The organism is Chryseobacterium sp. KACC 21268 (genome assembly GCA_028736075.1).
Taxonomy (GTDB): Bacteria; Bacteroidota; Bacteroidia; order Flavobacteriales; family Weeksellaceae; genus Epilithonimonas.
The window spans coordinates 1,845,721-1,859,113 of the sequence record CP117875.1 but is presented as its reverse complement, the minus strand read 5'-3'; the positions used below and the strand labels follow the sequence as shown (position 1 = coordinate 1,859,113).

Here is a 13,393-nt window from a genome sequence, read left to right as displayed (position 1 = left end):
TTAATGAAATTCAGATTCCTTTTTCCAGTTTTCCTTTTGGGAATTTTATCATTTTCGATTTCGGATAATGAGCGATTCAAATATTACCAACCTATCAGCAAAACTCAGGAAATCGAAGTTCTGTATCTGACTTGGGAAGACTCTACGCTTCCGAATTTCGTGAAAGTTTCGGATTACAAAAGATACGTTGACAAAGCAGAATTGTTTGCGCATTGTTTCTACGTCGATTCCAAAGACCCAGAGAAAAGGAAATTCAAAATTCCGGTGACGACGGATAAACTCATCAAGAAAATCCCTTTAAAAATCAAGGGAAAATTCTTCAAGACCAAACAATTCGACGATACTTTCCCAACGCCACTTTTCGAAGATTACAGAAAAACCGGCGATTTGAAATTCAAAACTGAGAATGATGAGTTTTTGGTTTTTGTGTTGGATTAATTAGAATAAAAAAACGCTTCCCAGATTTGAAAAGCGTTTGTTGTTTATTCTTTAATAAATTTAGTTGTTTGTTCTCCTGATTTTGTTTTAACTTTCAAAAGATAATTTCCTTTCTGTAAAGTAGAAACATCTATTTTGGAGTCATTCACTTTATTTCCTGTTGTTAATTTTCTTCCGTCTAAAGAATAAATTTCGTATCCGAAAATTGGAAGATAAGTTTTAATGTTTAGAAAATCATTTACAGGATTCGGATAAATTTGAAGATTTTCTTTTTCATTATCAGAAACTGAAAGTATATTTTCTCCATTTATTCTTACAATTTGTTTTTTATTGACACCATCGAATGAACTGAAATATCCACAGACTAATATTTTACCGTCAGGTTGCAAAATCATTCTTCTAACCTCTCCTACGGTATCAAATAGTTTATCCGCACTTCCATCTGTCTTAAGACGATGAAATTTGCTGGTCGAATAAAAATTTCCGTTAGTTAAAATTTTTCCGTTTGGCAAAACAATAGCAGAATTGGCGCTGGCTGAATTATTTTTTATAAATGTAGTATCCAAAGTTCCATCGTTATTAAGACGTGCAATACCTCCGGTTTCAACATTATTAAACGAAGTAAATCCTCCGCAAATTATTATTTTTCCGTTTAGCTGTACTGTCATAGAATAAATTGGAAGATTGCCACCCGAACCAATAGGGTTAAAGCTTGTATCCAGACTGCCATCGATGTTCAATCTGGCAATAGTTCTTCTGGCAATATTGTTGTAAGTACTTGTATAACCGCCAATCAGAACTTTACCATCAGATTGTAAAACTACGGAATTAAGAAAATTATTTGATCCAATTCCTGAGTCAAAGGTTTGATCTAGCGATCCATCTTTATTTAAACGTGCCACTCTTCCTCTGGCAATTCCGTTATATAATCCAAAATCCCCAGCGATGAGAATCTTTCCGTCAGTCTGCTGAGCAATAGAATAAATAACATTAGAAGCCCCGGAACCTGTAATATTAAAAGTAGTATCTAAACTTCCATCTACATTCAGTCTCGCAATATAATTTTTTTGAATATTATTGAATTGTGTGAAATCTCCGCTAATAATGATTTTTCCGTCTTGCTGAATAATTATATCTAGAACCCTTCCTACAATACCCGAACCTGGATTAAAAGTTTGATCAATACTTCCGTCCGACATTAATCTTGCAATACCTTTTCTTGCAATACCATCATAAGATGTGAAATCGCCTGCTACGATAATCTTACCATCTGTCTGCAAACCCATTGCCATAATATTATAACCATCAGGTCCAAGACCAGTATTAAAGTTAAGATCTACACTCCCATCCTGTGCCGATAAATAAATGCTGACTATGCTGTAAAAAAAGAGAAATAGTTTTCTCATAGGTTATTTGTTTCGGCGAAATTATAAAATAATCGTAAATATCCTAATATATTAAATAACTAAAATCAAAAACCTTACTTTTGCAAAACAAAATATCATTAATGAATCCAGAGAAAAAAGACGATTTCATATTCGGTTTAAGACCAGTGATGGAAGCCTTAGAAGCCGGAAAAACCGTAGATAAAATATTTTTACAAAACGCTTTGACGGGCGAAATTTACTTCGAACTGAAGCAACTTTTGGCCAAGCATAATCTCCGCCCAAACTACGTTCCCGTAGAAAAACTCAACCGTTTTACCCGAAAAAATCACCAAGGTGTGGTTGCATTCATTTCAGACGTTCCGTTCCACAAAATCGAGGATGTGTTGCCTCAGCTTTTTGAAGAAGGAAAGACGCCATTTATCTTGATTTTAGATAGATTGACCGACGTTCGAAACTTCGGAGCCATTTGTAGAACAGCTGAATGTGTGGGCGTTGACGCAATTCTGATTCCCGAAAAAGGTGGTGCACCGATTAATTCTGACGCCATCAAAACTTCGGCTGGAGCGATTTATAACATCAAAATCTGTAAAGAAAAAAACCTTGCCCACTCGGTGGATTTCCTTCAGCAAAGTGGCATCAAGGTATTCTCTGCAACGGAAAAGGCGCAGAAATTGATATACGACGTGGACTTCACAGAACCGTGCGCAATCGTGATGGGAAATGAGGAAACGGGAATCTCCAAAGAAGTGCTTCACCACTCCGATGAAAAAATAAAATTACCAATCGAAGGTAAAACCCAATCTCTGAACGTCTCTGTAGCGTGTGGTGCGATTCTTTATGAAGCCGTGAGACAGAAAATAGTTGTTGCTGGTTGATAGTTTTTGGTTGATAGAAATCAACTTGTTAATTATCAAAACATCAATTATAATTTATTATTAAACATCAATTATGAAAAAAATAACAGCGCTTGCGCTAATTGCTATAACATTGGTCGCTTGTAAAAAGGAAACAAAAACCGTTACAAGAGTTGACCCAAAAACCGGAAAAACCGAAACCGTAACCGTGGAAGTTTCCGAAGAAGAAGCTTCAAAACCAAAAGCAATAGCTGACAGCAGTGGCGTTTTCAAACAAAAATTCATTCTGGAAAAAGGCGTGACTTACCCGTTGGTTTCTTATCAAAGAGAAATCCAATCGCTGAACACACCAGATGGAAAAACAATGTCTGCCACTACTGAAACAACGGACGAAATGTCTGTAACAGTCAACGATTTTAAAGATAACATCTACGATTTGACCCTGAATATGGTTGGCAAAAGAATGTCCAATACTTCAAATGGAAAAACGGTTTCCATCGATACGAAACAAGCCGCTCCAAAGGAAGAAGCGCTTAAAATGGACTATCTTGTAAGCAAAGGTCTAGCAGGAAATAAACTGAATGTGAAGATGGATGCTTACGGAAATATCAAATCTGTAACTGGATTCGATGCCGTTTACAACAATCTTAAAAAAGCAATCGCAGGAACTGTGAAGGACACAAAACAGCAAACTGCTTTTATCGAAAGTTTCAAAACCGGCTTCAACGAGGCAATGATGAAAGAACAATTGGGTAAAAATCTAAAACTTCTTCCTGCAAAAGGCGCAAAAATCGGCGACAAATGGACTGATTCTGAAGATATCGTTCCAGGCAAGGTAAAACAAACCTTGACTTTCACCTTGACCAAAGTTGAAGATGGAAAAGCGGAAATCAGCGTAACCGGCGTGATTCCTTCAAAATCTGATAAACAATCCCAAAACGGAATGACGCACACAATGAGCGTTGGCGGAACAGAGAGCGGAAAAATCATCATCGATGAAAACACAGGCTGGCTTCTAAACCAAAACCTGAGCATCAAAACCAATCAGAAGGAAAGTGTTTCTGATGGAAAACAGACACAGAGTATGAGCAAAAACTCGACGACGTCTATCATCATCAATCCTTCTTATAAATAATAACCTACTAAAAAACTTATGACTAAAAACTTTAGCCTTTTATTACTATTTATTTCAATTTTATCATTTGCTCAAATTAAATTTAAACCTGGATATTTTATTACAAACGACGGAACTAAAAAAGAATGTTTCATAAAAGATATGGCCTGGAAAGAGTTTCCGGAATATTTTTCTTACAAAGAAACTGAAAACGGAGAAATCGAAAAAGCGGGAATCACCAATGTGAAAGAATTCTCCGTAGATCATTCTAAATATGTAAGATTCGATTTCAATGTTGATGATTCTCCTACCAATTTAAATGCAATGGGGCCTAGCAGAAAACCTATTTGGATCAAAAAAACTGCATTCTTAAAACTTTTGGCAGATGGAGAAACTCAGCTTTACAAATATTCTTACAGAGGAAATAAGAAATATTTTGTAAAAAAACCTAATAGTAATGTTGTTGAACAATTAATTTACAAACAATATCTAGTAGAAGGTACAACCCAAAGTTATGTTCAAAGCAACAATGACTACAAAAAGCAATTGGACAGCATTAATCCAAATTTTGACACTTCAAAAATCAAGTATGATGATTCTTCTCTAATCTCACTCTTCACAAAAAATTCGGAGAAACAAAATCAGGATAATAACAGAATAGCAGAAGAAAAGTTTAATATCAGAGCAAAAATTGGTTTTTTAAATGGTCCTTCGAAATCCAGTTCAGTCTATTCAGTATCTAATTTCGAATCCAAAACAGTCATTAGCCCGAGTGTGGAAGCGGAATACGTCTTTGCATTCAACAAGAACAAATGGAGTGTATTTGCAGAATTGACTTACAGAGGAATTTCCACAGAAAAAAATGTGCAGTCCACGTTCTCTTTTACTTTTACAACCAATAGATTGTATGAGGTGAAAAACAACTCGATCTTAATCCCAACAGGTATCAAACATTATATTTTCCTTAATGATGATAATAAAATTTTCTTTGGCGCAGCAGTTATGTCCACTCTTGTATTAAATAGCAAAGTGAAGGAATCAGACCCAACAACTGGAACAGTCTATTATGATTATGATGATAGTAGTTTTTCAATATTGGCAGGATACCAATTCGGATTAGGGTATGTCTACAAAAATAAATTTTCTGTTGAAGGGAAATTTCTATCCGATAACAGCCTAGTCATGTCAAAAGGACATTTTTATGGTCTTAGCGTAGGTTACAACATTTTTTAATTAAAGAATAGAGATTCATTATATTTGATCTCAATCATACGCTGACTTCCCTTGATAAAAACCTATTATACAAAACTTAAAAAAGTACGATACTTAGAATCATTGTACCGCACAAACTTAAAAATAACCATGAAAAAAAACTTTAGCTTTTTAATATTATTCATCTCAATCTTATCATTTGCTCAGATTAAATTTAAACAAGGTTATTTTATCAGCAATAACGGAACGAAAACAGATTGCCTGATAAAAGATTCAGCATGGAAAGATTATCCAGAATTCATTTTTTATAAGGAGACCGAAAAGGGAGAAATGAAAAAAGCTGGAATCACAACAGTTAAAGAATTTTCTGTTGATGAGACAAAATATGTAAGATTCACTTTTGATATTGATAAATCAGCAAAAAATCTGAATGCAATTGGAGAAGACAGAAATCCTGTTTGGGTTAAAAAAACTGCTTTCCTAAAACTTTTGGTAGATGGAGACACTCAACTTTATAAATATTCTTTTAATGGTGATAAAAAATATTTTATTAAAAAAGGAAATGAAAGCAATGTTGAACAGTTGATTTACAAACAATTTTTGGTTGACGAGAAAGACAGAACTTATGTTCAGAATAATAATGATTATAAAAAACAGTTAGACAGTATCAATCCTAATTTCAATACAGCGAACTTAAAGTATGATGACAAGTCATTAATCAACTGGTTTTCACAATACAGCGGCAAAAACTCAGACGAAATCATCAAAAGAGAAAAAGGAAAATTTAATATTAGGATCAAACCTACTTTTATCTCCTCAAATATGAAATTCGATGAGGGAGAAAATGTGTTTAAATTCGATACTAAAACAAGTTTCACCGGATCGTTAGAATTAGAATATGTTTTTGGCTTCAATAAGTCCAAATGGGCTGTATTCACAGAACCAACTTATTATAATTATGCTGCAGAAAAGACAATAGCGGCTAATTATTCTTATACTTTTGCAAGTAGCAGATTGTACAATATCTCAAGTCAATCTATCGTTGTACCTCTAGGAATCAAGCATTATATGTATTTGAATAATAAAAATAAATTATCTCTTTCTGGCGCTTTTGTGATCAACATCCCAATTGAATATAGTATCACAATTCAAAATCTATATGGTGATGATTTTTCAAACTTTAATGGCCTCCAATTTGGATTGGGTTACACATATAATAACAAATTTTCCTTAGATTGTAAGATCATTAATCAAAAAAGCGGCATTGGACTATTTGGAAAACTTAACAACAATATCGTTTTGCTCTCCGCGGGCTACAACATTTTTTAATTAAGAAAACAATGAAATACATTTTAGAACTCATCATAGCAACCATCATCATATTCTTCGTTTGGAATATTTTGAAGCGCTTGTTTTTCAGTGCGTTTTATAAAAACTTCCCCACTCTGAATCCAAAAAATCAACAGCAAAACCAGCAAACCAGTTCGAAAAAAATGCCCGAACAAAAAGTAAAATGGGATGCAGAAACGGTGGATTTTGAGGAAATAAAAGAGGAGAAAAAACAATAGTCAGATTCTGACATAAAATAAACATAAAACCTTTCAGATTATTAAGTCTGAAAGGTTTTTTAATATTAAATTTGGAATTTGAAATTTTAAAGCCATTTTGACAATTAATATTAATTGTTAAGACTCTGATTTCAAACCTAATATCTAAAGCTTAATATCTAACATCTATGTTCAAAAACAAGAAAAATCTCATTTTCATCCTTGCAAGTTTGGTCGTTTTCATTTTGCTGGCGGTGGTTTACGCCAATCCTGTCATCTCTGGAAAACGTTTGATGCAACACGATATCGTTTTCTACAAAGGTGGCGCGCAGGAACTTTTGCAATACCGTGCGAATAACGAAAATGAAACCTATTGGAGCGACGCAATGTTTGGCGGAATGCCAACTTACCAAACTGGAGCGCAATTCCGTGGCGATGTCATCAAAAAAATTGACGATTTGTTTTTGTTCCTTCCGAAACCTGCAAACTACCTGTTCTTGCTGTTTGCCGGATTTTTCTTTTTGGGAATGGTGGCTGTTAGAAACTGGAAATATGCTTTGCTCGGCGCGACATTCTTTGGATTGTCAACTTATTTTTACATCATTATTTCGGCTGGACATAATGGAAAAGTGCATACGATTGCCTACTTTGCGCCATTGGTAGCAGGGATTTTATTGGTCTATTTTAGGAAAAAATATATTCTCGGATTCATCACCACGACCCTATTTATGGGACTTCAGATTTGTGCGAATCACCCACAGATGACTTATTATCTATTTCTCGGATTAGGATTTTTGTTCCTCTCTGAATTAATAAGAGCCATCAAAGGAAAAATTGAATGGAAACATTTTTTGATTTCTACTGGAATCGTTGCAGTCGCTGGAATCATCGGCGTTGGAATGAACTCGCAAAGACTGATGGCAAACGCCGAATACGTGAAAGAAACCGTTCGTGGAAAGCAAATCCTGAACACAGGCTATCACACTGCCGGAAAATCCGGAATGGACAAAGAAAGCATCACAATGTGGAGCTACGGAAAACTGGAAACGCTTAACTTATTCATTCCTAGATTAATGGGAGGCGCAAGTCAGGAAGAAGGTTCCGACAAAATTATGGAGCAAATTCAGGTTTTGGCTCAGGACAACATCAAATCCCAACAAGAATACGATATGTTTCTAAGAGGTTTCGGAACCCCGACTTATTGGGGCGACCAGCCGAGTACTTCAGGTCCGGCTTATCAAGGCGCGGTGGTTTGTTTCCTCGCGGTTTTAGGATTTTTCTTTGCCGGAAGAAAGTACAGATATTGGATTTTGGGTGCTTCGATTTTGACGATTTTCTTGGCTTGGGGAAGCAATTTCTCTGTGCTGACAGATTTCTTCATCGATTATGTGCCGTTGTACAACAAGTTTCGTGCGCCGTCTTCTATCTTGGTGGTTGTGGAATTTTTGTTCCCTTTGATTGCGATTCTTGGCTTGTATAAATTCTTTACGGATGAAAATCTGACCGAAGAATACAAAAAGAAAATCCTGCTTTACGTTTCGGGAAGTGTTCTCGGAATCACATTGATTTTGATGGTTTTCGGAAAAGGAATTTTGGGCTTCTACACAGCGAATGAGAAAACTTATCTTCCGCCGTATGTGTTGGATTATTTGATTGATGAAAGAGCGTCGATGTTCCAAACCGATGCTTTGAAAGCGATTATTTATGTTTTGATTACGGCTGGCGTTTTATTTTTTGGATTAAAGAAAAAACTGAATGTCAACATCGTTCTATTAATCATCGGATTCGTGAGTTTGTTTGACCTTTGGACGGTGAACAGACGATATTTGAATGATAATAATTATGTTGACAAAACCTTCGCCGATTATCCTTTCCAAACCGAAAATTCAGAATATCTGATGAGCAAAGCGGGCGACAATTCTTTTGTTCAAAGCCTTTTGCAACAGACCGAAGTGAACAAAGCCTTACAAACCATCGCCGAAAAAGACAAAGACCATTACAGGATTTTCAACAATGTTTTGGGAACTTTCAGCGAGACGAATACTTCTTACTTCAAATCTTCAATCGGTGGTTATCACGCAGTTAAATTGAGACGTTACGATGATTTAATCAATAAGTATTTCTCGACCACAGACCAAGTAAAAACCATCCGAATCCTGAATATGCTGAACACCAAATATTTCTTAGTTGGCGACCAGCAAAAACCAGAAATCTCTCCAAATCCTGAAGCCAACGGCAATGCGTGGTTTGTTTCTGACATCAAATTCGTGGACAATCCAAACGAGGAACTGAACGAAACAGGAAATCTCGACACCAAGAAAATCGCGGTGATTTCTAAAGATGACAAAGCCTATTTCAACGGAAAAAATCTGATAAAAGATTCAACGGCTTTTTTGGCTTTGAAGTCTTATCAGCCAAACGAATTATCATTTGATTCATCTTCCAAAACGCCTCAATTGGCGGTGTTTTCTGAGGTTTATTATCCTCACGGCTGGAATGTTTATTTGGACGGAAACAAAGTGGATTACATCAAAGCGAATTACCTTTTAAGAGCGCTTTACGTCCCAGCAGGAAAACATAAGATTGAAATGAAATTTGAGCCAGCCGTTATCGAAACTGGAAAATTATTTTCTTTGATAAGTTTCGGATTGTTTGTTTTGTTGAGTTTGGTTGGGGTCTATTTTCTGGTAAGAGATTCTCGGAAATCTGAGGTTGCGGAAGCTTAATTTAAACTGATAATATGAAGAATAAAAAGTTTATTTTTCGAAGATTTTTAGCAGGTTTCATCGACTATTCGATAATATTGGCTGTAAATTATTATTACATTTATACTTTTGGAAGTTTAAATGCTGAAGGAGAATATTCTGTGACTGGAATTAAGACTTTTCCGATTATGCTTTTTTGGTTTGTTTATTTATGTGTAACCGAAACAACATTTAGTTCAACTTTAGGAAATTTCATTGTCAGATTAAGGCCTGTTGATTTGCAAACCGAAAATAAAATCACTTTGAAGCAATCTGTTTTAAGACATATTATAGATGTTTTAGATATGTTCTTTTTTGGATTAGTCGCAATCATTATTTTAAAAAATTCAAACGAAAGTCAAAGATTAGGAGATTTACTCGCAAAGACAAAAGTTATAGAAGTGGAATATTAAATATTCAAAAAGCAACTCAAACCGAGTTGCTTTTCTTTTTTTTCTTAGATTTGAAATTAGCAAAAACTTAAAACCAAATGAAAGAAATCTTAAAAACAGAAAGACTTTTATTAAGAGAATTAACTCCCGACGACGCTGAAAATTTCTACAAACTAAACCTGAACCCAAATGTCATAAAATACACAGGAAATTCCGCCTTCAAAGATATTGATGAAGCCAAAGAATTCCTTGAAAACTATCAGGATTATAAACTCAACGGTTCTGGAAGATGGGCTGTGATTGAGAAATCAAATAATGAATTTCTTGGTTGGTGCGGTTTGAAATATGACCAGAATCTGGATGAAACCGATATTGGATTCAGATTTTTTGAAGAACATTGGAACAAAGGTTTCGCTACGGAAAGCGCAAAAGCTTGCTTAGAATTTGAATTTAAAAACAATCATCGGAAGAGCAATGTTGGAAAATATTGCTTCAATCAAAGTCCTGGAAAAAATAGGACTCAGTTTTGACAAAGAATTTGATTTTGATGAAAAGAACAAAGGTGTGATTTACAAAATTCAGAAATAAAAAAAGCAACCCAAATTGAGTTGCTTTTGTTTTTTCCTTAGATTTGAATTTATAAAAAAACTTAATACCGATATATCGAATGAAAAAGATTTACCTATTACCAATTTTCTTTTCTGTTTTAAGCTTTTCTCAAAATAAAACGGAAGCCGAAGTTAAAGTGAATGAAGGCGTTGCACTACACGATTCCGGAAAATACGACGAAGCTTTGGTAAAATATGATGAGGCTTTAAATCTGGATAGAGATAATTCCCTAGCTCTCACGGAAAAAGCAATGACGCTGGAATCTGTGAAAAGATACGATGAGGCGATAGAAGTCAGTAAGCAAGTTTTAAAGTTATATCCAAATGAAGACAACAAGACACTTTATGTTACCTACGCCAATTCTTTGGACCATTTGAACAAAGCAGAACAAGCGCTGAAAATTTACGATGAAGGTATAAAAAAGTATCCAGATTACTATCAGCTCTATTTCAACAAAGGAATTGCTTTGGTTAATACAAAAGAAAACGAAAAAGCCATCATTTGCTTTCAACAATCCACAAAACTAAATCCAAATCATTCGAGCTCGTTCAATGCATTGGCAATTCTTGGACAATCAAACAGGATAGCCTCTATTTTAGCATTCAGTAGATATCTTGTGATAGACAACAAATCAGGAAGAGCAAAGGGTAATTTTGATGCTCTTATGAAACTAATGAATAAAGGTGTTTCACAAACTGGTGAGAACTCTATATCAGTTTCGATAGATTCAGCAACACTCGATAAGGTCAACAAGAAAAAGAAGGGCGAAAATGACTTTTCTTCGACAGATATGGTTTTGTCAATGTCTTCCGCTTTGGATTATGATGATAAAAACAAAGACAAATCAGAAGTCCAGAAGTTCATTGCGAAATTCCAAACACTTTGCCAATCAATTGCAGAGACACAGAAAAATCAGAAAGGTTATTACAGAGAATTTTTGGCGCCCTATTTTATTGAAATGGAAAAGAAAAACTTCATTGAACCCTTTGCATACTACATATTTCTTCCGTCTCAAAATCCAGATGTCATTGAGTACAGCAAAGAACATTCTGATAAAATTGAAGAATTCCAAAATTGGTCAAAAAATTATTGGAAATAGAAATTCCAGAAAATTTATAAAACAAAAAAGCAACCCAAATTGAGTTGCTTTTCTTTCTTGCTTGAAAGCGGAAATTATTTTCTGATTCCCAATTCAGCGATGATAGCTCTGTATCTAGAGATTTCTTTCTTCTTCAAGTAATCAAGAAGAGATTTTCTCTTACCTACCAATTTCACTAGAGACCGCTCAGTAGCAAAATCGTGACGGTTAGCTTTCAAATGCTGAGAAAGGTGGTTGATTCTAAAAGTGAATAGAGCAATCTGTCCTTCAGCGCTTCCTGTGTCATTTGCAGATTTTCCGTGCTTTGCGAAAATTTCTGACTTTTTTTCTGTTGTTAAATACATTCCAATATTATTTAATGATTATTATGTAATTCGGGTGCAAAGATAGGATTTTATTTGGGATTGGAAACTGATAATCAAAAGTTTTTATCGCAAAGGCGAAAGTTTTTAATTTGATTAATATCTTTGTAAGTCGCAAAACAGCTCCGAATCAACTTTGCGACTTACAAAGATATTATTAATAAAGCTTTTTGCGCCTTTGTGATAAATCACTTCTCCTCCTTCAAAAATTGTTTCACCAATTCAAATTCCGCTGGAAACTCCACAGATTGTTTTTCCTTTTTGTTGAAAGCTTCCAGTTTTTCAGGGATTTCGATTTTCGTTTTTAAAACCTCTTCTACAACTTCCACAAACTTTGCAGGATGAGCCGTTTCCAATAAAACACCGATGAAATCATTATCTGACAACTTGGTTTTGTCATCCTGAGCGGAGTCGAAGGATTTTTTAAAAGTTTCCAATCCCAAATAAGCAACCGCACCGTGCGGGTCCAAAGTATAACCGAAATCCTTTTTCACCTTTATCATCGTCTCTTTTGTTGCTTCATCCGAAAAAGAATATGATTCAATTTCTTTTTTAAATTCCGAAACATCATCATTGAAAAGACTTTTCATTCTTTCAAAATTGCTTGGATTTCCGACATCCATTGCGTTGCTGATGGTTTGTTTTGAAGGTTTCGACTCGTAAGTTCCAGTTTCTAAAAACTTTGGAATGACATCATTTGCGTTGGTTGAAGCAATAAAATAATGAATTGGCAATCCCATTTTCTTAGCAAAAAGTCCAGCTGTCAAATTCCCAAAATTCCCGCTCGGAACAGAAAATACGATTGGCTTTCCTAATTTTTCTAATTGAGCAAACGCCCAAAAATAATAGAATGATTGCGGAATTAATCTCGCAATATTGATACTGTTTGCCGATGTCAAAGTGAATTTCTGATTCAATTCTTCGTCGGACAGAATTTGTTTTGCCAAAGCCTGACAATCGTCAAAAGTCCCATCGATTTCCAACGCTTTTATATTTCCGCCCCAAGTTGTCAGCTGTTTTTCCTGCAACGGACTCACTTTTCCTTTTGGATAAAGAATATAAACCTCAATTCCCGCAACATCGAAAAACCCTGACGCAACCGCACTTCCCGTGTCACCAGAAGTCGCCACAACAACTTTCATCGGTTTTCCTTCTGAGAAATAAGCCATCATTCTCGCCATAAATCGCGCGCCAACATCCTTGAAAGCCATCGTTGGACCGTGGAATAATTCCAGGGAGTAAATATTCTCCGTGATTTTCACAGCCGGAATTTCGAAGTTCAAAACTTCATCGATGATTTTTTTCAAATTATCATTGGAAATGGATTCGCTGAGAAATTCTTTTGCTACTCGGAAACCGATTTCCTGCAAGCTAAGATTTGGTAGATTTTCAAAAAACCCAGCATCAAGTTGCGGAATATATTCGGGCATAAAAAGTCCGCCGTCATCTGCCAAACCTTTTAGGATGGCTGTTTTAATGTTGGTTTCTTCTTGTTTTCTTGTTGATATGTATTTCATTTTTGGTTGATAGTTAATGGTTGTTGGTTGATAGATTTAAGGTTTTAACGCAAAGTCCGCTAAGATTTTTTTGATTCTTATTGAAAATATTTTTAAGGTTCGCAAAGACGCTTACGC

12 protein-coding genes and 1 pseudogene are annotated in these 13,393 nt (G+C 35.2%); 10 read left to right on the top strand and 3 right to left on the bottom strand.

Annotation, left to right across the window (positions count from 1 at the left end):
• The first annotated feature begins 3 nt into the window (after window positions 1-3).
• Window positions 4-438 carry a hypothetical protein gene (locus PQ459_08725; protein WDF48549.1) on the top strand — a complete coding sequence of 145 codons (435 nt, stop codon included), beginning with the start codon at window positions 4-6 and terminating at the stop codon, window positions 436-438.
• Window positions 439-482: 44 nt separating this feature from the next.
• On the opposite strand, the gene PQ459_08720 is transcribed toward PQ459_08725, so the two are convergent.
• Window positions 483-1,844, bottom strand: a complete 1,362-nt coding sequence (locus PQ459_08720; GenBank protein WDF48548.1) for a T9SS type A sorting domain-containing protein — start codon at window positions 1,842-1,844, stop codon at window positions 483-485.
• A gap of 101 nt (window positions 1,845-1,945) precedes the next feature.
• Here PQ459_08720 and rlmB point away from each other — a divergent pair, with 101 nt between their 5' ends.
• The 9 genes and pseudogenes from rlmB to PQ459_08675 all read left to right on the top strand — a co-directional run bounded on the left by rlmB (window position 1,946) and on the right by PQ459_08675 (window position 11,397).
• Complete coding sequence (rlmB, locus tag PQ459_08715; protein ID WDF48547.1) at window positions 1,946-2,701, top strand: 23S rRNA (guanosine(2251)-2'-O)-methyltransferase RlmB; 756 nt, start codon at window positions 1,946-1,948, stop codon at window positions 2,699-2,701.
• 73 nt (window positions 2,702-2,774) lie between these two features.
• On the top strand, window positions 2,775-3,815 hold the full coding sequence (locus PQ459_08710) for a DUF6263 family protein (GenBank protein ID WDF48546.1): 1,041 nt from the start codon (window positions 2,775-2,777) through the stop codon (window positions 3,813-3,815).
• A gap of 18 nt (window positions 3,816-3,833) precedes the next feature.
• Window positions 3,834-5,027 (top strand): hypothetical protein, encoded by a 1,194-nt coding sequence (locus PQ459_08705; GenBank protein ID WDF48545.1) that lies wholly within the window; start codon window positions 3,834-3,836, stop codon window positions 5,025-5,027.
• A 129-nt stretch (window positions 5,028-5,156) separates the two neighbouring features.
• Window positions 5,157-6,335, top strand: a complete 1,179-nt coding sequence (locus tag PQ459_08700) for a hypothetical protein (protein WDF48544.1) — start codon at window positions 5,157-5,159, stop codon at window positions 6,333-6,335.
• An 11-nt stretch (window positions 6,336-6,346) separates the two neighbouring features.
• On the top strand, window positions 6,347-6,574 hold the full coding sequence (locus PQ459_08695; GenBank protein ID WDF48543.1) for a hypothetical protein: 228 nt from the start codon (window positions 6,347-6,349) through the stop codon (window positions 6,572-6,574).
• Window positions 6,575-6,741: 167 nt separating this feature from the next.
• On the top strand, window positions 6,742-9,279 hold the full coding sequence (locus tag PQ459_08690) for a YfhO family protein (GenBank protein WDF48542.1): 2,538 nt from the start codon (window positions 6,742-6,744) through the stop codon (window positions 9,277-9,279).
• A gap of 14 nt (window positions 9,280-9,293) precedes the next feature.
• Window positions 9,294-9,710, top strand: coding sequence for an RDD family protein (locus PQ459_08685; GenBank protein ID WDF48541.1), 417 nt, complete (start codon window positions 9,294-9,296; stop codon window positions 9,708-9,710).
• A 77-nt stretch (window positions 9,711-9,787) separates the two neighbouring features.
• A pseudogene (locus PQ459_08680) lies at window positions 9,788-10,277 on the top strand (GNAT family N-acetyltransferase).
• Window positions 10,278-10,356: 79 nt separating this feature from the next.
• On the top strand, window positions 10,357-11,397 hold the full coding sequence (locus PQ459_08675) for a tetratricopeptide repeat protein (protein WDF48540.1): 1,041 nt from the start codon (window positions 10,357-10,359) through the stop codon (window positions 11,395-11,397).
• Window positions 11,398-11,471: 74 nt separating this feature from the next.
• Here the strand turns inward: PQ459_08675 and rpsO are convergent, their stop codons facing one another.
• Together rpsO and thrC are read right to left on the bottom strand one after the other, a co-directional pair.
• Window positions 11,472-11,741, bottom strand: coding sequence for a 30S ribosomal protein S15 (gene rpsO / locus PQ459_08670; protein ID WDF48539.1), 270 nt, complete (start codon window positions 11,739-11,741; stop codon window positions 11,472-11,474).
• A gap of 206 nt (window positions 11,742-11,947) precedes the next feature.
• The gene (gene thrC, locus PQ459_08665) at window positions 11,948-13,276 is read right to left on the bottom strand and encodes a threonine synthase (GenBank protein ID WDF48538.1); all 1,329 of its coding nucleotides are present in this window, start codon (window positions 13,274-13,276) and stop codon (window positions 11,948-11,950) included.
• Window positions 13,277-13,393: the final 117 nt, after the last annotated feature.